Here is a 20,723-nt window from a genome sequence, read left to right as displayed (position 1 = left end):
TTTTTTTAATTAAAATTATTCAAAATTTACTTTGACGAAATGAAGTGGACGTTATATAATCGAACACAATAAATTCATAGTTTGAGAGTCGGTAATTCGAATCACACATCGAATTTTAATTGGGAAGACCGGTGAAAATCCGGCGCGGTCCCGCCACTGTGAGTGAGGAGAGCTTTTCTTATGAATCCACTGTCATAAGGACGGGAAGGATGAAAAGCTTGCAGATTCACCAGCCAGGATACCAGCCGCTCTATCACATCAAACCCCCTACGGTTGATAGGAGATGTCGGAAAAAAGCGTCAGTTCTGCTCACGCCTTATTTCGCACACACATTTTGTCTTTTTAAACCAGACATTTGCCCTCATCAATCTTCACCATGAGTGTAAGTGTCTTTTTATATTTAGAGGAGGAATTGGAATTGACAATTGTTAAAACAAGTAATCTAGGTTTTCCGCGAATTGGTTTAAACAGAGAATGGAAAAAAGCACTTGAGTCTTATTGGAAAGGTCAAACAGACCGTGAAACCCTCTTAAGCACACTTGATGAACAATTTTTAGCTGCCATTAAAACGCAAATTGATCAACAAATTGATGTTGTTCCTTCTGGAGACTTTACCTTCTACGATCACGTGCTCGATACTGCTGTTATGTTCAATTGGATTCCAGAGCGCTTCCGCAGCTTAAAAGACCCGCTAGATACATACTTTGCGATGGCAAGAGGAACAAAAGATGCTGTCTCAAGTGAAATGACAAAATGGTTTAATACAAACTATCACTACATCGTTCCAGAATACGAAAAAAGCACCGAATTCAAACTCACACATAACAAACCGCTTGAAGCTTACGAAAAGGTGAAAAAGGCGTTTGGTGTTGAAACAAAACCTGTTGTACTTGGTCTTTATACATTTGTCTCACTTTCTAAAGGCTATGAACCAAATGAAGTAAAAGAGATTCAGCAGCGTCTCATCCCACTTTACACTCAGCTTTTAAAAGAACTTGAAGAAGCCGGCGTCAAATGGGTACAAATTGATGAACCAGCACTTGTCACAGCTTCATATGAAGACGTGAAAGCCGTCAAAGAAATCTATCAAACGATCAAAGAAGCCGTACCTGCCTTAAATATTCTTCTTCAAACATACTTTGATTCAGTAGATGCGTATGAAGAGCTTGTCACATATCCTGTTGAAGCCATCGGTCTTGATTTTGTCCATGATCAAGGGCGCAATCTTGATCAAGTGAAAAAGCACGGCTTCCCGAAAGACAAAGTTTTAGCAGCAGGCGTCATTGATGGAAGAAATATTTGGAGATCAGATCTTGGCGAAAGATTGTCATTCGTTTCTGAGGTTATTGCTGACGCTCAGCCGAAGGAAGTATGGCTGCAGCCATCAAGCAGTTTGCTGCATGTACCCGTTGCAAAACACCCAAGCGAACAGCTTGAAGAAAAACTATTAAACGGACTGTCTTATGCTACTGAAAAGCTGGCTGAATTAACAACATTAAAAGAAGGCTTAACAAAAGGCGCCGCAGCGATTGAAGCCGCCATCAATGAAGCCAAGCAAGCACTTCTTACTTTAAAAGAATTTGCAAAAGGAACCAATGCGGATTTCACAAAAGAACGCAACAATCTTTCATCGAAAGACTTTAAACGTCCAGTTGCCTTTGAAGAGCGCCTTCGTATCCAAAACGAATCTCTTGAACTGCCGCTCTTGCCAACAACAACCATTGGCAGCTTCCCGCAGTCTGCTGAAGTGCGAAGTGCTCGTCAAAAATGGCGTAAAAATGAATGGACAGATGCAGAATATGATGAATTTATTAAGGAAGAAACAAAAAGATGGATTGATATTCAGGAGGAAATCGGTCTGGACGTTCTCGTACATGGAGAATTTGAACGTACAGACATGGTTGAATACTTTGGTGAAAAACTAGCCGGATTTGCCTTTACGAAATTTGCTTGGGTACAATCCTACGGATCACGCTGCGTGAAGCCGCCAATTATTTATGGAGATGTTGAGTTTACAGCACCAATGACTGTGAAAGAGACGGTTTACGCACAAAGCTTAACGAAGAAAAAGGTCAAAGGAATGCTGACAGGTCCTGTCACGATCTTAAACTGGTCTTTCCCAAGAACAGATATCTCCCGAAAGGACATTGCCTTCCAAATCGCTTTCGCATTACGTAAAGAGGTAGAAGCGTTAGAAGAAGCAGGAATTCAAGTCATTCAAGTGGATGAACCTGCACTAAGAGAAGGTCTTCCGCTCAAAGAAAGTGATTGGGCAGACTATTTAAACTGGGCAGCAGAGTCATTCCGTCTATCAACATCATCTGTTCAAAATGAAACGCAAATTCATACACATATGTGCTACAGTAACTTCGAGGATATTGTCGATACGATCGAAGACCTTGATGCCGATGTGATCACAATTGAACATTCACGCAGTCATGGCGGATTCCTCGATTATTTAGAGAAACATCCGTATTTGAAAGGACTTGGACTTGGGGTGTATGATATCCATAGCCCGCGCGTTCCATCTGTCGAAGAAATGAGTCAAATCATTGATGATGCATTGAACGTATGCCCAACAGATCGCTTCTGGGTGAATCCTGACTGTGGACTAAAAACGAGACAAGAGCCTGAAACCATTGCTGCTTTGAAAAACATGGTGACGGCGGCTGAAGTCGCTCGTAAAAAGCTGACGCAGCATGCATAACTGATTTCCTCTCCCCTGCTATCATGGCGGGGGATTTTTTATGCGTAAATTGTCCTGATTGACCATCTACTAGAAGGTTTCCTTTTCTAGCATGATTCGTTTATACTAGAGAAGTCAGACGAACAAAGGGAGGAAGACAATGAATCACGAAGATTTTTTACAACGCGCAATTGACCTTGCAGTAGAAGGAGTCAATAGTGGTACTGGCGGTCCTTTTGGAGCAGTCATTGTCAAGGATGGACAGATTATTGCCGAGGGAAGCAACAATGTGACAACAACGAATGATCCAACCGCACATGCTGAGGTCACAGCCATTCGAAAGGCGTGCCAAACGCTGAATACATACCAATTAGAAGATTGTATTTTATATACAAGCTGTGAGCCTTGTCCGATGTGCCTTGGCGCTATTTACTGGGCTAGACCAAAAGCGGTCTATTTTGCTGCTGGACATCAGGATGCGGCAGTTTCTGGTTTTGATGACTCATTTATTTATGAAGAAATCAATAAAGATTACGAATCAAGAAATATTCCATTTTATCAGCTGACACTTCAAAAAACCCTTGCACCATTTGAAGCATGGGCAGCATACGAACAAAAGAAAGAATATTAAAAAAAGACACCTGCTCATGAGCAGGTGTTTCTTTTTTTCAGCGTGATAGAGAACCTTTTTATTCAGCCACTTCAAGCTCTACTTCGATGTTCCCTCTTGTTGCTTTTGAATATGGACAAAATTCATGCGCAGCCTCGACTAGCTCTTTCGCTTTGTCATGGTCAAGGCCTTTTGCAGATACAATCAGCTTGACACCAAGCTTAAATCCGCCATCACTTTCATCTTTTAAAAGACTGACATGTCCCTCGACTTCTGATTCAATGTCGACCCCTTGCTTTTTCGCTACTTGTTCAAGTGCCCCTCCGAAACAAGCTGCATAGCCCGCTGCAAATAATTGCTCTGGATTCGTACCAGTTTCTCCGTCTTTCTTTGCATTAGGCATGACAATGTTATGATCCAGCACACCATCTTCTGAGCGAACGTGTCCAGCTCTTCCGTGTTGTGCCTTTACTTTTGCTGTGAATAATGGTTTCATCTTTATCTCCTCCTTTATCTATTTATTCCTTTCACGTTCTATCCATTTCTCAAACATTTATCGCACATTAAATAATTTTTCGTTTTTGGGCTGTATTTATTTTAAAAAAGAAGAAAATCTTATACAATAATAAGTATGACAAAAAATAGTTGGTGACTGACATGACAAATGAATTCGAGCACATGAAGCTGGAAAATCAGCTTTGTTTCTTGTTATATGCAAGTTCAAGAGAGATGACGAAGCAGTATAAACCGTTATTAGAAGAGTTAGACATTACGTACCCGCAATATTTGGCACTGCTTTTATTGTGGGAACATGGGACATTAAATGTGAAAACGATGGGAGAGCTTTTATATTTAGACTCCGGTACACTCACACCTATGCTGAAACGGATGGAGCAAAACGGACTCATCATCCGCGAGCGCTCGAAAGAGGATGAACGTTCTGTGCAAATTCGTTTAACGGAATATGGAGGGCAGCTAAAAGAGAGGGCTACTGCAATTCCATTTCAGATGCTGTCTGGGACAGGCAGATCGGAAGAAGAGTTAAAAATGCTACGTGCCTCTTTACATGAGCTTTTGCAAAAATTAACACAATCAAAAGGCTGAGGGATTATTCCCTCAGCCTTTTATGATATCAATTATTGTGCGACAGCTACTAATTCCACTTCGATATTTCCTTGAGTTGCTTTTGAATATGGGCATACGCCGTGTGCTTTATGAACAAGCTCATCTAATGCTGATTGCTCGATTCCAGTTCCTTTTACTTCTAACTTAACGCCTAGTTTGAAGCCGCCATCTGAACTGTCTTTTACTAAACTCACATGTGCTGTTACTTCGCTTTCAAAACGGATACGCTCTTGTCTTGCGACCATTTGAAGGGCTGAATCAAAACATGCAGAGTAGCCTGCTGCAAATAATTGCTCTGGATTTGTTGCTTTTTCTATTTTTTTCGCTCTTGGTGTTCCAGGCATTGCTACATCATGCTCAAGCACTCCATCACTTGAAACAACCTTTCCTTCTCTTCCTCCGACAGCTGATACCGTTGCAGTAAATAAAACTTCTGACATGTATATAACCCTCTTTCTCTCCAATAATATTTTCTACAATTGAATTGTACACAATTTAAATTTAAGAGTCAACGAATACACACTCTTTTTTTAAGATTTCCTTCTTGCCTCTCTTTTATGTAGACAGTAAAAAAAGCCCTTTAATAAGGGCTTTTAGATGATGTCATGCTGCGCATGTGGTTGTTGTAGCGTATGGTTTCTGTTATCCGGGTCGGCATTTGCTGCTGCCAGCCATAACGCCAAGATGGTGATGCTTGTACAGACGACTGCCCATTTTTTAAAATTCATATAAACAATCCCCTCTCTGAATATAGATTCGAGCATGTTCTGCTTCTCCGTAGAACGTGGAAGATTTTTCATAATCTTCCATTTCATTATAATACTTTGCGGTGTCTAATGCCAGCTCCTCAATATCTGGATATGCATAGGCAGACTCTAAAAAATGAAAAATTCGTTTAATATGCTCCGCATCTTGCTTTAAATACAATGCTTCTAAAAATATCGTCTTTTGAATATGAATGTCATCCTGAAGTGCTTCTGCTCGCTTCATACATTCTTCTCTGTAGTGTAAGGCTTCTTCGTGTTTACCTTGTTTGTATAATATCTGAGCGGCTGTATAAAGAGGGTCTATGGATCGACGAAGGTGATCAGATTGATTTTGGTCAAATAACGAGATGGATTCTTTCATTAGTTCGAGTGCGCGGTCAAGATCTCCCATTCGGTAATAACTGTTGCCCATATTAAACAAAGAGGAAGCAATAAAACGCACATTTTGAAAGTCTCTTGATCTCGCAAGTGCTCTCTCGAGATGTGGTAATGCCTTTTCATGTCTTCTCATATCATCATAATTACCTGCCACAATAAATTCGCATTGGATCGTGCGAAGCGCATATAGCTCGTGCTGAATATAGACATCCAGCGCCAGTTTGGCATGATGCATCGAGATATGTGTTTGTTTCATGTGATAATATATTTCTGACATTTTAAAATGAAATTCCGCACGTTCAATATCATCTGACACAAAAGAAAGCTTGTGCTCTGCCTTTTGATAAGACGAGATGGCAGCAATATACTGCCTACGGCCAAATTCATACATGCCTCTGAAAAAATGATAGTAGTATTCAAGCATGCCTGTGACATGTGTTTGATGCTCATCTATTTCTTTCGAAAGCTCGGAAAAGTTGGCGCGAAGCTTTCCTTCCTTTAATGGCTTTAAATAATCGAGCATGACCTCATGTCTGAATTCCATTAAAGAAAAATAGAGAAGCAAATTCTGATCTTCTTCCATTGAATCAAGAGAGGTGCGAATTTCCTGCTTTAGTTGTTCTGCTTGTTCTGAATCAAATCTGCGGATTAATTCATACCACTTGTTGATTTTCACTCCAATATCCGAAGAGGGAATGATTTTCGCCATACGTTGCCTTCTCCAATCTTTTCAAAATATAAAACATTACCATATTTTATCATACTTGACCGAAGAAATACAAAAATGAAAGGAAAAAGAGAGCCTATTGTCACAAGACTCTCTTTTGAATTCGTTATTCTCTTATTTGTCCTTGACCGCGAATGACAAACTTTTCAGAGGTTAAGGCAGGCAGACCCATAGGTCCTCTTGCATGCAGTTTTTGTGTGCTAATCCCTATTTCTGCTCCGTAGCCAAATTCAAAGCCATCTGTGAACCGAGTAGAGGCATTATGATAGACAGCAGCAGCGTCGACAGCTGTTAAGAAAAGTGACGCATTTCGATCATTTTCCGTAATGATCGCTTCAGAGTGCTTGGAACTATACGTTTGTATATGCTGAATCGCTTCTTCTATGTTGGCTACGGTTTTAATACTGACAATCGGCGCTAAAAACTCTGTTTCATAGTCCTCTGTGCTCGCTAATGAAGCACTTGGCGCAAGGGCACATACAGCTTCATCTCCCCGTATTTCTACCCCATTTGCATGAAGGGCTTCAAATAACGAAGCGCCATATGTTTTTGCCCATGTTTCATGAATGACAATGCTCTCGATCGCGTTGCAAACAGATGGCCTTTGGGTTTTAGCATTCAGCACAATCTGCTCAGCCATTTCGTTTTTCGCTGTTTCATCAATGTAGATATGACAGTTCCCTGCCCCTGTCTCAAGCACTGGCACGGTAGACTCTCTCACGACAAGATCAATTAAATTTTTCCCGCCGCGCGGAATAAGAACATCCAAATATTCATTTAAAGTGAACAGCGTTTTCGCCGTTTCACGGCCTGTATCTTCAATCAATTGCACACTGTCTACTGGAATTTCCGTTGTGTGAAGCGCTTCATGGATCACCTTCACAATCGCTTTATTACTATGAATGGCAGAGGAGCTCCCGCGAAGAATAACAGCATTCCCAGTTTTCAAACAAAGGGTGGCAGCATCTACAGTCACGTTTGGTCTTGCTTCATAAATCATTCCAACCGTTCCAAGAGGTACACGCACCTTTTCAATGAACAAACCGTTTTCTTTTCGAATGGTTTCTAATGTTTCACCAATTGGGTCTTTTAGGTGAATGAGTTGAAGGGTCGCGTCTGCGATGGCTTCTATTCTCTCTTCTGTGAGTGTAATCCGGTCAATAACAGAAGGCGTGAACTGCTTTTCCCCGGCAGCCTGCACATCTTTTTTATTCTCATCGAGTAAATAAGCGGAAGATGCTTTAAGTGCCGTTGCGATGGCATGTAAAGCTGCATTTTTTTGTTCCGTCGTTTTTAGGAGCAGCTGATCTTTGGCTACACTTGCTTTTTTTGCTTTTTCAAGAACTTCATTCATCGTATTCCCTCCTCAGTTTTGTACATGCTGTACCCAGTGATCTCTGTGTATGACTTCAGGCTTCTCATTTGAAAGCTCATCACTTCGCAGTCCTTTAATACCGAGAAGCTCATCAGATGCGTACAAGGTTTGTCCTTTACCTACTAGCCCATTCGGACCGACGACTTCAACGACCTCTCCTTTAGAAAAGTCACCAGCGACATCAATAACTCCAGCTGGAAGAAGACTTCTCCCATGATGCAAAATCGCCGCTTCTGCTCCTGCATCTATCATGATTTTCCCAGAAACGGGTGAATGGAATTGAATCCACTGACGGCGGTTGTTGATCGCTGATAAGTCCTGTTCTCCGATATACGTTCCGTCTCCTTGACCCGCAAGAATATGAAACAGCTTATCTTCACCAGTACCTGTACCAATGAAGACTTTCACGCCTAGTGAAAGTGCCGTTTGTGCAGCAGACAGCTTTGATTTCATCCCGCCTGTTCCCACTTTTGAGCCTGTACTCTTCGCATATGAAAACAATTCTTCTGAAATGTGTGTTAGTACATCAAAACGCTTCGCATCAGGATGCTCATTTGGATTTGCATTATAAATTCCGTTAATGTCTGTTAAGATGATCAATTGGTCTGCATGAATTAAACCGCTGACAAGAGCTGACAGCATGTCATTATCCCCAAAAGTAAGCTCCTCAATGGAGACAGAATCATTTTCATTAATGATCGGTAAAATTTTTCTTTCCAGCAGCTCCATCATCGTTGCGTAAGCATTTCGATATCTTGTTCGATCTGAAAAGTCATTACGGGTTAAAAGCATTTGTGCAGGTGTCATGTGAAACTGTGAAAATAGTTCTGTATATTTCTGCATTAACAAGCCTTGACCAACGGCGGCTGCTGCCTGTTTTCCCTTTAAGGTCACAGGTCTTGATGGATACCCTAAGCTGCCAAACCCTGCTGCCACGGCTCCTGATGAAATTAAAATAATTTCATGCCCAGCCTCTTTCAGCTTTGCTATCGCTTTCACATGATCCTGCATTTTTTGTTCATCAATGGTTCCTTTTTGCTCTGTTAATGAACTGCTGCCAATTTTGATGACGATCCTTTGCTTTTTCATTATTGATTCCCTCCGCTATACCTTTAGGCACAAAAAAATCCCTTTTTCTCCTTATGTAAAGGACGAAAAGGGATTTTCCGTGGTACCACCTTCATTGAATAAGCATACTTCTAGCTTATTCCACTCAACTCCTGTAACGCCAGGCACGCGCTTAGATTTTTCCTCTAAGGCTCAAAGGGCAGGTTCAGCAGCTGTCTGCGGCAAATGTTTCAGCATGTCATTTGCTCTCTTTACGCATCAGTTCCTGCTTACTATTCCTTTTCAACGCTCGTTAATTTTTTTATATTATCACCAATTGCAAAGGAAAAGTCAAGCGGTCAATTAAATACAATCGTTTTATTCTCATGCACAATAATTCGATCTTCTAGATGCCATTTGACGGCACGTGCTAGCACACTCCGCTCAATTGTTCGACCAATATTTTTTAGAGCTTCCGCATCATCCCGGTGATCTACACGCTCTATATCCTGTTCAATGATCGGTCCTTCGTCTAAATCATTGGTCACATAATGAGAAGTTGCGCCAATTAATTTGACACCTCGCTCATATGCCCGCTTATATGGATTCGCACCGATAAACGCTGGCAGGAAGGAATGATGAATATTAATGATTTTGTTCGGGTGCTGTTCTATAAAAGCAGGTGTTAAAATTTGCATGTATCTAGCAAGCACAATGGCATCAATATCATACTCTTCTAATAATGCAAGCTGCTGTTTTTCCGCTTCTTTGCGAATGTCTTTGTTCGCCTTCACAAAATGGAACGGGATTCCAAGCGCTTCTACTGTATCTTTTGCCGTTTCATGATTGCTGATCACGACCGCAATTTCAGCCATCAAATTGCCGCTTTGCCATTCCCATAGCAGCTCATGTAAACAATGAAGCTCTTTTGACACAAAGATTGCCAGCTTTTTAAGCTCACTTGCACGCGACATGCTCCACGTCATTTGAAAAGATGCTGCAATTGGCTCAAACTGCCGCTTCAGCTGATCCATATTTGCCGAGATGTCTTTCCAATCAAATTCAATTCTTAAAAAGAACCGGCCGCTTTCATGGTCTGTTGTGTATTGGCTGGATTCAATGATATTTGCTCCGTTCTCAAATAAAAAGGAAGAAACAGCTGATACAATTCCAGGCTGATCCGGGCAGCTGACAAGCAATCTTCCTTTTTGCTCATGCTTTTGTCTGTGTAATTCAAGTTTCTCTGTTATCAAAGTTCTCATGTATCATGACCTCATTTACGTTTTCATTCTAATGAAATATTATACTGGACTGGAAAGAGAAAAAGCAATGTAGAGCCCCATTTTTTATTGAATATTCATTCAATTCTGCCCCTAGCGTGATATAATGTGAATAGACCTTTTAGCATAAAAGGAGTGATGGAGATGAAAAGTATGACTTTGTTTGGTAAAGTGAGCTTTTGGCTCGGCATCGTTTGTCTGATCACAGGTATTTCCCTTTTTATAGCCGGTGAAAGACTCGTTCCTTTTCTCACATTTGGTGTGTGTTTTCTACTTGTGAGCCAGCTTTACCGCAAAAATGAAAACGATTCCAATCATCATTCGATGTAACAAAAGGCTGGCATCTATCTGCCAGCCTTTTCTTATTCAATGATTTTCAACCCTACTGCCGCAGATAAAATCAATGCGATGAAGAAAATACGTTTTGCATCTTTCGACTCTCCGTAAAAGAGCATACCGACCATGGCGCCTCCAGCAGCTCCGATTCCAGTCCAAATGGCGTACGCCGTTCCCATCGGAATCGTGTTCATCGCAAGAGACAGCATCAGAAAGGACATCGAAAAGCCAGCCGCAATGAATAAAATCCATTTGACATGCTTGTCTTTTTGGAATTGGTTCATCATGGTCACACAAAGCATTTCTAAGATGCCTGCTCCAATAAGTAAAAGCCAGCTCATGATTCAGCCTCTCCCTTCTTTTCACCTGTTGTCAGCTTCAGTCCTAATACACCGCACAAAAGCATGACAATCAAAAGCAGTTTGACAAGCTGAACCGGCTCACCAAGCACCATGCCTATGACGACGGTACCTGCTGTACCAAGCCCGGTAAAAACAGCATAAAGTGTGCCAACTGGCAGTACATTTGTTGCTTTCATGAGTAAATAAAAGCTCACGATAATACAAATGATGGTTGCGCCCCATTCTATGAGCGAGTGGGCATATTTCAGCCCCATCACCCAGCCGACTTCAAAGATGGCCGCGATAAAGACATTTCCCCATTTCATCTGATCTTCTCCTTTCTGAACGATTCCAACCAACAAAAAAAGCCTGGAAATCGATCGTTTGATCAAATCTCCCGGGCTTTTATCCCTCCGTGTCCATACGGCCTCTTCTAAAGACCCTATGTGTTTTCTCTCGGACCAGACTGCACCAGCGCACGGAACCCTAGAAAACCAATTCATGATAAACAGATCTGACTTAGAGCAGATTCTGTATTAAAAATCTTACCACACCCCAATATGCCGGTCTACCAGTTTGCTCTCCCTCTTCAAATATACTTGTTCATTTTTCGAAAGAAATGATTTCGAACCGGCGTATACTAAGTGTTAGAAACAGATCAACTGATAAAGAAGATCTGCGGGATATTTCCGTGCTGCCAACCGAAGGGAAATGAGCGTATATGACAATCCATTTATTTTTTATTACTTTGACGATCAAGCGTAAATACAAGGACATGGAGACCGTTCTTTACGAACAAGAAGTCGAAACAATTTATGAAGAAATGAAACAGAAACAACTAAAGTATATGAACTAAAACAGAAAAAATGGAAGAAGGACCAAGTTAGAAACGCCCAGACATTAAAGGAACGGTCATATCGCTGGTATAATGAACTCAGATTGATGAGATGAACGTTCCACTTTAGGATGCTGCATTTACAGATTATCCGTTGTATCGGCCTAAACAATGCTGAAAAACATTTTATAGAAAACCAAGAGGTGGATCATATGATGATAACCAACGAACAGAAACATGAATTTTATCAAGCACTGGTTGACAAGAATCCGCAATATGACGGCACGTTTTTCGCCGGCATTAAGACCACCGGTATCTTCTGCCATGCCACATGTACCGCTAGAAAACCAAAATATGAGAACTGTGAGTTTTTCTTTACAGCAGAGGAAGCACTGCTAGCAGGATATCGTCCGTGCAAGCGCTGCACTCCATTAACATATCCGAACAGCATTCCAGAAGAAGTCAAAACACTCGTTTCAGCAGTTGAAACACATCCTGAAAAACGCTGGAAAGAAGAGGACTTTCGCGAGCTAGGAATTCACTCTGCAACGGCTAGGCGGAAATTCAAAGAAATCTACGGCATGACCTTTGTTCAATATGCGAGATCACGCCGAATGGGGCTTGCCTTTAAAGAAATTATGAATGGAAAAAAAGTGATTGATCAGCAGGTCGCCTTGGGCTATGATTCTTCAAGTGCCTTCAATGATGCCTTTACGAAAATCATGGGAAATCCCCCTAAAAAGACGCAAACCAAAATTCTTCACGCTAATTTTATTTCTACACCGATTGGACGGATGATCAGCGTGACAGATGCGACGCATGTGTATTTACTGGAATTTATGGACAGGCGGGGACTAGAAAAGGAAATTGAGAACATGAGAAAAAAGCATCATGCGCGTATTTTAGTTGGGGAAACAAACGTCCATCAGCAATTAATAAAGGAATTGACCTTATATTTCGAGAAAAAACTGACGCAGTTTACAGTACCACTTTCCATGCATGGCACCCCTTTTCAAATGAAGGTGTGGGACCTGCTCACACGTATTCCTTCAGGCGAAACTAGTTCTTACCGAGATCTTGCTGTGATGCTGGGCGATCCGCATTTGGTCCGGGCGGTAGGGAATGCAAATGGTGCCAATCAGTTGGCGATCATCATTCCATGCCACCGCGTCATTCAAACAAGTGGTGAGCTCGGCGGCTACGGCGGCGGGATAGAACGTAAGAAATATTTACTTCAACTAGAACAGCGGATATAAAAAAACGGCTCTGCTTATTTTGTAAGCGAGCCGTTTTCTTCGTTGCGGGTGATGCTGTAAACATCAATGATTTGGTCCCATTTTGAAATGGTTTTTTCTTTTTTCATGCCCATTTTTAAAGCGACCTTTACCGATGCTTCATTGTCCGGGCGGATTAAGCTTACCATTCGTCTGACTTTCATTTCTTCAAAGCCATAGGTGAGGCAGCCTTTTGCGGCTTCAGCAGCATAGCCATTCCCCCACGCTGCTTTCTTAAGCATATAGCCGATTTCAAGTTCTGTTTGTCCTTCAATGTTTTGCAGAACAATTCCGCTTTGTCCAAGTGGTTCATTCGTTTCTTTGTCTTCAATGATCCAGAGAGAAGTATGATAGATGCGGTCATTCTTTTGATTCCATGCAATCCACTCTTTCGTCTGCTGCTCATCCTTCAAAGATGGATAATACTTCATTACTTCTTCATCTTGGAACAACATCTCATATAAAAACGAGGCATCATGTTCATTCATCGTTCTCAGTCTAAGGCGCTCTGTTTCAAGCACTGTGCGTGTTTGAAGTTTCATTTATGAACCTCCCACTTACTGATTAAAAAGATCACCGAACAGTCCATTTGAATCTGGGGCAAAGTAATGGATTCCCGCACCGGTTAAACTAGCTGCCAGCGCCGTCCACATCATTAAACTGACTGTCATCCACACCGCAACTTGCTTTCTCTTCGTCCCGAAACTCATGCACATAAACGCCGCTAAATGACTGCCAATGATAAAAGGACCGACTATCGCTAATCCCGGGAGACCATAACGTTCCCAAATTTTTCTCGCCCGCTGCTGCTTTTTTTCTCCTTTTTTATTGCTTTTGTCCTCTTTTCTCTTTAACCGCCATGCTTTAAAGCGGTCTACGAAAACAATGAGCAGGAAAACGGTAAAAAAATTGCCGATGAACCCAATAACCGCTGCCGGTACAGGATGCATGCCACTTAAAATGGCCAGCGGAACGACCCCTACCACCTCAAAAAAAGGCAAAGCAGCCAATACAAAAACAAGTACATATCCCCATAAAATATCCAAACACAGAACCCCTTTTCATTTTTGTCCTCTTCCCATTGTAATGAAAAACACGTTACCATTTCTACATTTTTTTAGAAAAAGAAAAGCACATCGGATGGGATGTGCCCTGTTTTTTTACATCGTATTTTCATTTTTCTTATTCGTTCGGCGTAAAACAATGAGCACAAGCCCGACTAAGATCACAATAGATAGTAGACTTTGCAAGAGAAGCACGCTTGGTGATGTCCAGCCAATCCATTCGAATATGAGCTGCGGTCCGAAAAAGATGATTGGAATCAGTGAAATGAGATTCGCTTTCATGATTGCATTAAAAACAATGATACATAACAGCATAAGCAGGATGACGCCCCATCTTTGACCTGAAGTCAGTACAAGTAATGGTGTGCCGAGTTTTTGATCCAATAGTTTGATTGTGACCATTGAAGTCAACTGAAAGATTCCTAAGATCCAGAAATAAAGAAATGCCCGGCCTCCTGTTTGAAAGGAAGACGCTCTAAACATGACAATGATCATGATGACATTGGCTACTAAAACGAGCGGATAACCAATCAATGCATACCAAGAATAGGATAAGCTTTGACTGATCGCATCTGATAAAATCATATAAAAGAGTGAACCAATTAAGAAGGCACTGACAAAAGGAATCCAGTCTTTATGGTTTCCTGACAGCTCTTTTGCAAGTTCATCAGCATAGCCCCGCGGATCTCCGCCAAACAAAGCCTCCCCTGTTTTACCGTCTTTTTCAGCCTCAACCGCATGTGTCGTCAGTTCATCCATCAGCTCATCAATTTCGTCCTGATTTTTTCCCTTTGATATGAGATAGAGTTTCACCTCTAGTAGAACGTGTCTTGTTTCTTTTGATACCATAATCTCACTTCCCTTTTTGTAGTAAACAGTTTACATTTTTTGAAAGCTCACTCCAGCGGGTAATAAACTCTATGAGCGCTTTTTCTCCAGCTTGTGTGAGCGTATAGTATTTCCTTTTCGGTCCGCTTGCTGATGCTTTTGTGACAGTGGTCACGAGCTGTTCCTTTTGCATACGCAGCAGGATCGGATAGATACTTCCTTCACTAATTTGATCAAACCCGTAATGCGCGAGCTTCTTCGTCATTTCATATCCATAAATCTCACCCTCTGAAATAATCGACAGCAGGCAGCCTTCTAAAATTCCTTTTAGCATTTGTGTGGATGTTGTCATCTTTGTTCCCCCGATTCCAGTACCTTGCATCACAAGATAGCATCATCTTACCACACACTATCTTGCCATGCAAGATACCATCCTAGAAAAAAATCACCGCTTAAAGGGTGATTTTTACGCCCAAGGCTTATCTGTCCCAAGTGCGTCAGCCAAAGCTTTACTATGCTTTCGGCGGCTCTTTCTTTCCTCTGCCCGCTGCTTCGCTGTTTGATGCAGCATGATTTCTTCCTCTGTTTCCGGCATGACTTGCGGGACTCGTTTTGGCTTCCCATTTTCATCTAGCGAGACAAATGTCAGAAATGAAGTCGCTGCGAGTCTGCGCTCTCCAGACATCAAGTTTTCTTTCATAACTTTAACGAACACTTCCATGGAAGACGTGCCAACCCATGTCACATAGGATTCCAAGCATACTGACTCTTTTTGTCCAATTGGCTCTAAAAAATCAACAGAATCCATAGAAGCCGTGACCGTTTCACTGCGGCTGTGCCTTGCTGCCGAGATGGAAGCAATGTCATCTATATAACTCATTAATTTTCCGCCAAACAAGGTTTGGTGATTATTCGTATCGAGAGGGAATACCCTGCTGGTTTTTACAACTTTCGATTCCTTGCAGTATTTGAAATTTTCTTCTCTCATCATCATAGCTCCTTCTTGCTGTTTTCGTGAATGCGGAACGACTTTTATTAAACACTATTCTTTTAGGTTTGTCTAAACTTTTTGCTTTAGTCTCTTGTGAGAGATTTTCTTTCGGAAATGTTTCAACTATGACTAGAACGAGGAATAATAGAACTATGAACAAACAAGGAGGCCATTTGATGGATTCTATGAGAGCAGAACAAATACACAAAATGCCGCAATGCATGAGTGAATATGACGATTTACAAGAAGTCCTTTTATGCAGTCCCATCTATATGGAAATCAAACAGATCATCAACGAAACCCAAAAGCATTTTGCAAGAGAAAATATTTCTCAAATGAAAGCCATTGCTCAGCATAAGCAATTGATCCAAATCCTAAAAGACCATCAAGTACGCCCCATTATGCTTCCTGCAAATGACCGCTTTCCTGAACAGGTCTTTACTCGGGATATTGGGTTTACGATTGGACATACACTCTTTGTTTCAAGCATGGCCGCTCCGGTTCGGCAAGGAGAAGAACAATTGTTAAAAGAGTGGGCACAGGGAACTGGATTGAATACTGTTACCCTGACAAACGGAACAATTGAAGGCGGCGATGTCCTTGTGGATCAAACACGTGTATTTGTTGGAACGAGCAAAAGAACAAACCCAGCCGCTATTCATGAGCTAAAAAAAGAACTGCCGGATCATGACATCATTCCCATTCATCTTCCTCCTCACATTTTGCATCTCGATTGTGTGATGAATATTCTGTCTCATGATGAGATATTGATTTATCCTGAAGCGTTCAAAAAGGAGGATCTTCACCTGCTCAACATGCATTATCATCTCATTGAAATAAGCGAACAAGAGCAATTTACACTCGGACCAAACGTTTTATCCATTGGACAGAAAAAAGTGATTAGTTTGCCTATCAATCAAGAAACAAATGCTGCTTTAACCGCTCACGGCTACACTGTCATTGAAGTGAATTTTTCAGAAATCATTAAATCTGGCGGCTCTTTTAGATGCTGCACATTGCCGATTCGGCGTTCATCCACTAAAAAAGCCAGCGTGTAGAACAGCTTGTCTACTTGCTGGCTTTTTATCTGCCTATTTTATTTCTGATCGTATAAATGACAGGCGACATCATGCCCTTCTTCTACTGCTTGTAATGTTGGCTTTTTTTCAGCACACACATCCATCGCTGCAGGACATCTTGTTCGAAATACACAGCCGCTTGGCGGGTTCACTGGACTTGGAATTTCTCCTTTTAAAATGAACCTTTTGCGCTTGTCCTCCACGTCAGGATCTGGAATGGGGATCGCAGACAGCAATGCTTGTGTATAGGGGTGAAGCGGTGTTTGATATAACGCATCACTGCTGGTCAATTCGACGAGATGACCTAAATACATGACACCGATTCGGTCGCTAATATATTTGACCATCGACAGGTCATGCGCAATAAAGAGAAATGTCAGCCCTTCCTCCTTTTGCAGTTTCTTCAGCAGATTCACGACCTGCGCTTGAACAGAGACATCCAGTGCAGAAATTGGCTCATCTGCCACAATAAATTTCGGTGCTAAGGCGAGTGCTCTTGCAATACCGATTCTCTGCCTCTGCCCTCCGCTGAATTCATGAGGATAGCGAGTGGCAAAGTCATAGCTAAGTCCAACAGCTTCCAGTAGTTCTTTCACCCTAGCAACCCTTCTCTTTTGACTCCCATAAAGGTTATGAATCTCCATTGGCTCCAGCATAATATCTTTTACAGACAGCCGCGGATTTAAGGAGGAATACGGGTCTTGAAACACCATTTGAATTTGCCGATTAAAATCAAAGGATTCTTTTTGTGAAAGGTGATGAAGGCTTTTCCCTTCATATAAGGCTTCCCCATCTGTCGGTTCATAAAGACGCATAAGCACTTTTCCAAGTGTGGATTTCCCGCAGCCAGACTCGCCCACAAGACCAAACGTTTCACCTTGTTTCAGCTGAAAGGAGACACCGTCTAGCGCTTTTAACGTTTTTCCTTTCGATAGATGAAAATGTTTTTTGAGATTGTTTACTTGTAAAAGTGGTTCAACTGCCATGACCTTTGCTCCTCTCGCTAGGCAAATACCGTCTTGCACCTGCCCATTCTTTTTCATATGAAGTGCCAGCAAGGGAAAGAAGTTCAATTTCTCTGCCGGTTTTAGGCGAGTGAAGCATCAAACCGTCACCTGCGTAGATCCCAACATGGCGGACAGCTCCCTTTCCGTTGTCATTGGCGAAAAACAATAAGTCGCCTTGTTCTAAATGGCTTGATGCGACCGGTGTTCCTTGCACTGCTTGGTCACTTGCGTCCCTCGGCAAAAGATATCCGCTCGCTTTATACATGCTGTAAGCAAACCCCGAACAGTCATAGCCAAAGCTGCTCATGCCGCCCCATAAATACGAAAGACCAATAAATTGTTTTCCCTTGTCTACAACATCTTTTCCGGTCATAGAGGAAGTGGAGGAAACTGGCTGCACATCTTCTTTATTGATTTCTCTCGTCCCTGCTGGTGTGACAACACGAAAGCAATCACTCGTTTCTTCTAAAGCTGCGAGCTCTGTTAAAAAACTAATTTCCATGTCCGCTTGCCCGTTTTGATAGAGCGTGGCTTTTTTCTGACAAACGATATGAGATATAGCTGGCGCACTTCCTTCTGTCACTTGCTTTAGTTGGTTCGCAGGTATATAGCCAGGATAGCCTTGTGGATGTTTCCGGCTGGCCTGCTGCGGAATAACGACTTTCATCCAGCCGTCTGTCTCTTCTAATCCAATGACTCGTTCACCGAGCAGTACTTGCGACTGGATCAGATTTTCTTCACATAAAGCCAGTTTTTCTTCATATGTTTGCTTGTCAATCCACTCTTTGATTTTGAAGGAGCTCTGAAGTACCTTTTGATCGATTTCTCTCGGTGACTGCGGCGCTGTCCATACATTCGCAACTGGAACCTTTGATTCAAATATCATCATGAGACTCCTTTCACCCCTTGAATGCCTAATCCATGATGCGGCGGGAAAAAGATATCTTTTCCTTTGTACACGATTCCTCCGTCTACCATGTCCTCTTTTAGCATCAGCGGGGCATCAAAATCATAGCGGTTGATATTCGGCTGGCTTGCGGCGAGATGAGCGGCTGCTGTAATGCCGAGTTTTGACTCAATCATACTGCCAACCATGCACTTTACGCCGTATGCTTCTGCTAAAGCGTTGATTTTTAAGGCTTCTTTTATGCCGCCTGATTTCATTAATTTTAAATTGATCAAATCACAGCTTCTCGTTTCAAGCACCTTGATCGCATCATGAAAACTGAAAATGCTTTCATCTGCCATAATAAGTGTATCTGTTGCCTCCGTCACACGGCGCAGACCTTCGATATCTTCTTTTGGCACTGGCTGCTCGACTAGTTCGATATTCAGCGCCTCCATTTTTCGAATGGCTACGACCGCTTCCTTCCACGTCCAGCCCTGATTCGCATCGAGCCTGATCTGAATATCCGGTCCGACCTTTTCTCGAATTCGCTTGATACGCTGAATATCCGTGTCTATATCATCTTTTCCTACCTTGATCTTTAATGTCTGAAAGCCTTCTGCTGCGTATTGCTTCGCATCTTCCGCCATCTCAAGCGGCCGGTTTACACTGACCGTATAATCTGTTTCAAGCTGACTGCGATATCCGCCAAGGTATTGATAAAGCGGAAGTCCTGCCTGCTTCGCTAAGCCATCATAAATGGCCATGTCAACCGCTGCCTTTGCGCTTGTGTTGCAAGCGAGCACACGGTTCAAACGAGAAAAAATCTGTTCATACTCGGACAAGGAAGCCCCAAGCAATATCGGTCTGATCACTTCACAGATGGCATAGTCGATGCTTTCCAGCGTTTCACCTGTAATCACCGCTGTCGGGACTGCCTCTCCGTAGCTGACGTCACCTTGATCATATGTGATGATAACAATCAGAGATGCTGCGTCATACACCGTTCGCAAAGCGGTTTTGAACGGTTTTTTTAGCGGTACGCTCATTCTGCATGTACGAACATCGACGATTTTCATTTGATCGCCTCTTTCGCTGCAACGCCGGGAGAAATGTGCAGTTTTTTCCCTGTCGCATCTAATGCAGCCTGCGTGCCCATTGGAATGGCAAAGTTCGGCGAAGAATGGCCAATCCGAAAGCCCCCAAGTGCAGGCTTTTTTTGCGGCACAATGTAGGTGTCCCATACTTGATTCAATGTGAGGGACTGATCTTTCTTTTTTGGTTCACATTGATGAAAATCTCCAATGATGAATCCAGCCGCATCATCCAATTTTCCCGCAGATGTGAGGTGCTGCATCATTCGATCAATTTTATAGGGCTCTTCATCAATATCTTCAATGAACAAAAGCTTTCCCTTCGTATCGATTTCAAAAGGTGTACCAAGTGTCGTCACGATGAGGGCAAGATTTCCTCCAACAATCTCACCTGAAGCGGTGCCCGGATAGAAAGTATGAAGGGGTGACAAGTGGTGCGCATACGTAAAGGCTTTCGGTGCGAACAGCTGTAAAAAGGTATCTTTCGTATAAGGATGAACCTCCTCAAGTCCCACATCAGAGGAGAGCATTGGACCATGAAACGTCACAAGACCCGTCTGCTGCTGGATGGCCGTATGTAAAAACGTAATATCACTATAGCCCCAAAAGATTTTTGGATTCCGGCGAATCAGGTCATAGTCAATCGCTTCCGCAAGTCTGCCAGTCCCATATCCTCCGCAAGCACAAATAACCGCTTTCACTTCTGGATCTTGAAACATGCGGTGGAGATCCTCCACTCTTTCATGATCATGACCTGCTAAATACCCGTACCGGCGGCCCAAATACTTCCCTTTTTTCACCTTTAGCCCGAGGCTTTCTAAAAAGGCAATTCCTTTTGCTAATTTCAGCTCATCAGGCGGGCTTGCTGGTGCAATAATCCCCACCTTATCCCCTGTTTGAAGTGCCACTGGCAACTGGCTCATGCCATATCCCCTCTTTCTCTTCGTTTCTTTCAATCTATGGGTTTCTGCTTCATAACATGAACGAATAAAG

Annotated in this window: 24 protein-coding genes, 1 pseudogene, 2 riboswitches and 1 other annotated feature; of the genes and pseudogenes, 7 read left to right on the top strand and 18 right to left on the bottom strand. The window is 42.4% G+C overall.

What is annotated here, in order from left to right; genetic code table 11:
* The first annotated feature begins 72 nt into the window (after positions 1-72).
* Positions 73-265: riboswitch (cobalamin riboswitch) on the top strand.
* A 153-nt stretch (positions 266-418) separates the two neighbouring features.
* Both metE and MHI16_RS06620 read left to right on the top strand, forming a co-directional pair.
* Positions 419-2,707, top strand: a complete 2,289-nt coding sequence (metE, locus tag MHI16_RS06625) for a 5-methyltetrahydropteroyltriglutamate--homocysteine S-methyltransferase (protein WP_058014184.1) — start codon at positions 419-421, stop codon at positions 2,705-2,707.
* A gap of 139 nt (positions 2,708-2,846) precedes the next feature.
* A complete protein-coding gene (locus MHI16_RS06620) occupies positions 2,847-3,317 on the top strand; it encodes a nucleoside deaminase (RefSeq protein WP_058014185.1) in 471 nt (156 codons plus the stop codon).
* Between the two features lie 58 nt (positions 3,318-3,375).
* On the opposite strand, the gene MHI16_RS06615 is transcribed toward MHI16_RS06620, so the two are convergent.
* Complete coding sequence (locus MHI16_RS06615; protein ID WP_106049103.1) at positions 3,376-3,792, bottom strand: organic hydroperoxide resistance protein; 417 nt, start codon at positions 3,790-3,792, stop codon at positions 3,376-3,378.
* A 161-nt stretch (positions 3,793-3,953) separates the two neighbouring features.
* Between MHI16_RS06615 and MHI16_RS06610 the strand changes: the two genes are divergently transcribed.
* Positions 3,954-4,400, top strand: coding sequence for a MarR family transcriptional regulator (locus MHI16_RS06610; protein ID WP_058014187.1), 447 nt, complete (start codon positions 3,954-3,956; stop codon positions 4,398-4,400).
* Between the two features lie 32 nt (positions 4,401-4,432).
* Here the strand turns inward: MHI16_RS06610 and MHI16_RS06605 are convergent, their stop codons facing one another.
* The 6 genes from MHI16_RS06605 to purU all read right to left on the bottom strand — a co-directional run bounded on the left by MHI16_RS06605 (position 4,433) and on the right by purU (position 9,977).
* Entirely contained in the window at positions 4,433-4,861 is a 429-nt protein-coding gene (locus tag MHI16_RS06605; protein ID WP_058014188.1) for an organic hydroperoxide resistance protein, read from the bottom strand.
* A gap of 153 nt (positions 4,862-5,014) precedes the next feature.
* The gene (locus tag MHI16_RS06600; protein ID WP_058014189.1) at positions 5,015-5,149 is read right to left on the bottom strand and encodes a hypothetical protein; all 135 of its coding nucleotides are present in this window, start codon (positions 5,147-5,149) and stop codon (positions 5,015-5,017) included.
* Positions 5,139-6,275, bottom strand: a complete 1,137-nt coding sequence (locus MHI16_RS06595; protein WP_058014190.1) for a Rap family tetratricopeptide repeat protein — start codon at positions 6,273-6,275, stop codon at positions 5,139-5,141. The genes MHI16_RS06600 and MHI16_RS06595 overlap by 11 nt, the downstream gene beginning before the upstream one ends.
* Before the next feature lie 124 nt (positions 6,276-6,399).
* Entirely contained in the window at positions 6,400-7,647 is a 1,248-nt protein-coding gene (locus MHI16_RS06590) for a glutamate-5-semialdehyde dehydrogenase (RefSeq protein WP_058014191.1), read from the bottom strand.
* A 12-nt stretch (positions 7,648-7,659) separates the two neighbouring features.
* Positions 7,660-8,757 carry a glutamate 5-kinase gene (gene proB, locus MHI16_RS06585; RefSeq protein WP_268467005.1) on the bottom strand — a complete coding sequence of 366 codons (1,098 nt, stop codon included), beginning with the start codon at positions 8,755-8,757 and terminating at the stop codon, positions 7,660-7,662.
* A 55-nt stretch (positions 8,758-8,812) separates the two neighbouring features.
* Positions 8,813-9,031: a binding site (T-box leader), on the bottom strand.
* A 43-nt stretch (positions 9,032-9,074) separates the two neighbouring features.
* Complete coding sequence (gene purU / locus MHI16_RS06580; protein WP_058014193.1) at positions 9,075-9,977, bottom strand: formyltetrahydrofolate deformylase; 903 nt, start codon at positions 9,975-9,977, stop codon at positions 9,075-9,077.
* A gap of 162 nt (positions 9,978-10,139) precedes the next feature.
* Here purU and MHI16_RS06575 point away from each other — a divergent pair, with 162 nt between their 5' ends.
* On the top strand, positions 10,140-10,325 hold the full coding sequence (locus tag MHI16_RS06575) for a hypothetical protein (RefSeq protein ID WP_058014194.1): 186 nt from the start codon (positions 10,140-10,142) through the stop codon (positions 10,323-10,325).
* A 32-nt stretch (positions 10,326-10,357) separates the two neighbouring features.
* Here the strand turns inward: MHI16_RS06575 and MHI16_RS06570 are convergent, their stop codons facing one another.
* On the bottom strand, positions 10,358-10,672 hold the full coding sequence (locus MHI16_RS06570; protein WP_012009690.1) for a multidrug efflux SMR transporter: 315 nt from the start codon (positions 10,670-10,672) through the stop codon (positions 10,358-10,360).
* Positions 10,669-10,998, bottom strand: coding sequence for a multidrug efflux SMR transporter (locus MHI16_RS06565; protein WP_058014195.1), 330 nt, complete (start codon positions 10,996-10,998; stop codon positions 10,669-10,671). The genes MHI16_RS06570 and MHI16_RS06565 overlap by 4 nt, the downstream gene beginning before the upstream one ends.
* A gap of 66 nt (positions 10,999-11,064) precedes the next feature.
* Positions 11,065-11,173: riboswitch (guanidine-I (ykkC/yxkD leader) on the bottom strand.
* A gap of 220 nt (positions 11,174-11,393) precedes the next feature.
* Here MHI16_RS06565 and MHI16_RS06560 point away from each other — a divergent pair.
* Together MHI16_RS06560 and MHI16_RS06555 are read left to right on the top strand one after the other, a co-directional pair.
* Positions 11,394-11,528, top strand: coding sequence for a YrzI family small protein (locus tag MHI16_RS06560; RefSeq protein ID WP_081042291.1), 135 nt, complete (start codon positions 11,394-11,396; stop codon positions 11,526-11,528).
* 191 nt (positions 11,529-11,719) lie between these two features.
* Positions 11,720-12,760: pseudogene (locus MHI16_RS06555) on the top strand (trifunctional transcriptional activator/DNA repair protein Ada/methylated-DNA--[protein]-cysteine S-methyltransferase); the annotation flags it as partial.
* Between the two features lie 17 nt (positions 12,761-12,777).
* On the opposite strand, the gene MHI16_RS06550 reads toward MHI16_RS06555, so the two are convergent.
* From MHI16_RS06550 to MHI16_RS06530, 5 genes are all read right to left on the bottom strand, one after another.
* Positions 12,778-13,323 carry a GNAT family N-acetyltransferase gene (locus MHI16_RS06550; RefSeq protein ID WP_058014197.1) on the bottom strand — a complete coding sequence of 182 codons (546 nt, stop codon included), beginning with the start codon at positions 13,321-13,323 and terminating at the stop codon, positions 12,778-12,780.
* Positions 13,324-13,338: 15 nt separating this feature from the next.
* A complete protein-coding gene (locus tag MHI16_RS06545; RefSeq protein ID WP_058014198.1) occupies positions 13,339-13,827 on the bottom strand; it encodes a small multi-drug export protein in 489 nt (162 codons plus the stop codon).
* Positions 13,828-13,941: 114 nt separating this feature from the next.
* The gene (locus tag MHI16_RS06540) at positions 13,942-14,694 is read right to left on the bottom strand and encodes a hypothetical protein (RefSeq protein WP_058014199.1); all 753 of its coding nucleotides are present in this window, start codon (positions 14,692-14,694) and stop codon (positions 13,942-13,944) included.
* Positions 14,695-14,698: 4 nt separating this feature from the next.
* Positions 14,699-15,025, bottom strand: coding sequence for a PadR family transcriptional regulator (locus MHI16_RS06535; RefSeq protein ID WP_058014200.1), 327 nt, complete (start codon positions 15,023-15,025; stop codon positions 14,699-14,701).
* A gap of 114 nt (positions 15,026-15,139) precedes the next feature.
* On the bottom strand, positions 15,140-15,661 hold the full coding sequence (locus tag MHI16_RS06530; protein ID WP_058014491.1) for an acyl-CoA thioesterase: 522 nt from the start codon (positions 15,659-15,661) through the stop codon (positions 15,140-15,142).
* Between the two features lie 179 nt (positions 15,662-15,840).
* Here MHI16_RS06530 and MHI16_RS06525 point away from each other — a divergent pair, with 179 nt between their 5' ends.
* Positions 15,841-16,722, top strand: a complete 882-nt coding sequence (locus MHI16_RS06525; protein WP_144462240.1) for an arginine deiminase family protein — start codon at positions 15,841-15,843, stop codon at positions 16,720-16,722.
* A 38-nt stretch (positions 16,723-16,760) separates the two neighbouring features.
* On the opposite strand, the gene MHI16_RS06520 is transcribed toward MHI16_RS06525, so the two are convergent.
* Genes MHI16_RS06520 through MHI16_RS06505 form a run of 4 tightly spaced genes read right to left on the bottom strand, consistent with a single transcriptional unit; the run spans position 16,761 to position 20,653 of the window.
* On the bottom strand, positions 16,761-17,729 hold the full coding sequence (locus MHI16_RS06520; RefSeq protein WP_058014202.1) for an oligopeptide/dipeptide ABC transporter ATP-binding protein: 969 nt from the start codon (positions 17,727-17,729) through the stop codon (positions 16,761-16,763).
* The gene (locus tag MHI16_RS06515; protein WP_058014203.1) at positions 17,719-18,636 is read right to left on the bottom strand and encodes an NlpC/P60 family protein; all 918 of its coding nucleotides are present in this window, start codon (positions 18,634-18,636) and stop codon (positions 17,719-17,721) included. The genes MHI16_RS06520 and MHI16_RS06515 overlap by 11 nt, the downstream gene beginning before the upstream one ends.
* The gene (locus MHI16_RS06510) at positions 18,636-19,715 is read right to left on the bottom strand and encodes a dipeptide epimerase (RefSeq protein WP_058014204.1); all 1,080 of its coding nucleotides are present in this window, start codon (positions 19,713-19,715) and stop codon (positions 18,636-18,638) included. Before MHI16_RS06510 ends, MHI16_RS06515 begins: the two co-directional genes overlap by 1 nt.
* A complete protein-coding gene (locus tag MHI16_RS06505; RefSeq protein WP_268466997.1) occupies positions 19,712-20,653 on the bottom strand; it encodes an LD-carboxypeptidase in 942 nt (313 codons plus the stop codon). Before MHI16_RS06505 ends, MHI16_RS06510 begins: the two co-directional genes overlap by 4 nt.
* Between the last annotated feature and the right edge of the window lie 70 nt (positions 20,654-20,723).

This window comes from Bacillus sp. FSL K6-0923, from assembly GCF_038630825.1.
In the GTDB taxonomy this organism is placed as follows: domain Bacteria; phylum Bacillota; class Bacilli; order Bacillales; family Bacillaceae; genus Bacillus; species Bacillus pumilus.
Note: the sequence above shows the minus strand (reverse complement) of the source record. Positions and strands in the feature narration are given on the sequence as shown.

Excerpts from the sequence above, each read along its gene's own strand:
- MHI16_RS06620 (WP_058014185.1), top strand. The coding sequence starts at position 2,847 with ATGAATCACGAAGATTTTTTACAACGCGCAATTGACCTTGCAGTAGAA.
- MHI16_RS06615 (WP_106049103.1), bottom strand. The coding sequence starts at position 3,792 with ATGAAACCATTATTCACAGCAAAAGTAAAGGCACAACACGGAAGAGCT.
- MHI16_RS06610 (WP_058014187.1), top strand. The coding sequence starts at position 3,954 with ATGACAAATGAATTCGAGCACATGAAGCTGGAAAATCAGCTTTGTTTC.
- MHI16_RS06605 (WP_058014188.1), bottom strand. The coding sequence starts at position 4,861 with ATGTCAGAAGTTTTATTTACTGCAACGGTATCAGCTGTCGGAGGAAGA.
- MHI16_RS06600 (WP_058014189.1), bottom strand. The coding sequence starts at position 5,149 with ATGAATTTTAAAAAATGGGCAGTCGTCTGTACAAGCATCACCATCTTG.
- MHI16_RS06595 (WP_058014190.1), bottom strand. The coding sequence starts at position 6,275 with ATGGCGAAAATCATTCCCTCTTCGGATATTGGAGTGAAAATCAACAAG.
- MHI16_RS06590 (WP_058014191.1), bottom strand. The coding sequence starts at position 7,647 with ATGAATGAAGTTCTTGAAAAAGCAAAAAAAGCAAGTGTAGCCAAAGAT.
- proB (WP_268467005.1), bottom strand. The coding sequence starts at position 8,757 with ATGAAAAAGCAAAGGATCGTCATCAAAATTGGCAGCAGTTCATTAACA.
- purU (WP_058014193.1), bottom strand. The coding sequence starts at position 9,977 with ATGAGAACTTTGATAACAGAGAAACTTGAATTACACAGACAAAAGCAT.
- MHI16_RS06575 (WP_058014194.1), top strand. The coding sequence starts at position 10,140 with ATGAAAAGTATGACTTTGTTTGGTAAAGTGAGCTTTTGGCTCGGCATC.
- MHI16_RS06570 (WP_012009690.1), bottom strand. The coding sequence starts at position 10,672 with ATGAGCTGGCTTTTACTTATTGGAGCAGGCATCTTAGAAATGCTTTGT.
- MHI16_RS06565 (WP_058014195.1), bottom strand. The coding sequence starts at position 10,998 with ATGAAATGGGGAAATGTCTTTATCGCGGCCATCTTTGAAGTCGGCTGG.
- MHI16_RS06560 (WP_081042291.1), top strand. The coding sequence starts at position 11,394 with ATGACAATCCATTTATTTTTTATTACTTTGACGATCAAGCGTAAATAC.
- MHI16_RS06550 (WP_058014197.1), bottom strand. The coding sequence starts at position 13,323 with ATGAAACTTCAAACACGCACAGTGCTTGAAACAGAGCGCCTTAGACTG.
- MHI16_RS06540 (WP_058014199.1), bottom strand. The coding sequence starts at position 14,694 with ATGGTATCAAAAGAAACAAGACACGTTCTACTAGAGGTGAAACTCTAT.
- MHI16_RS06535 (WP_058014200.1), bottom strand. The coding sequence starts at position 15,025 with ATGACAACATCCACACAAATGCTAAAAGGAATTTTAGAAGGCTGCCTG.
- MHI16_RS06530 (WP_058014491.1), bottom strand. The coding sequence starts at position 15,661 with ATGAGAGAAGAAAATTTCAAATACTGCAAGGAATCGAAAGTTGTAAAA.
- MHI16_RS06525 (WP_144462240.1), top strand. The coding sequence starts at position 15,841 with ATGGATTCTATGAGAGCAGAACAAATACACAAAATGCCGCAATGCATG.
- MHI16_RS06520 (WP_058014202.1), bottom strand. The coding sequence starts at position 17,729 with ATGGCAGTTGAACCACTTTTACAAGTAAACAATCTCAAAAAACATTTT.
- MHI16_RS06515 (WP_058014203.1), bottom strand. The coding sequence starts at position 18,636 with ATGATATTTGAATCAAAGGTTCCAGTTGCGAATGTATGGACAGCGCCG.
- MHI16_RS06510 (WP_058014204.1), bottom strand. The coding sequence starts at position 19,715 with ATGAAAATCGTCGATGTTCGTACATGCAGAATGAGCGTACCGCTAAAA.
- MHI16_RS06505 (WP_268466997.1), bottom strand. The coding sequence starts at position 20,653 with ATGAGCCAGTTGCCAGTGGCACTTCAAACAGGGGATAAGGTGGGGATT.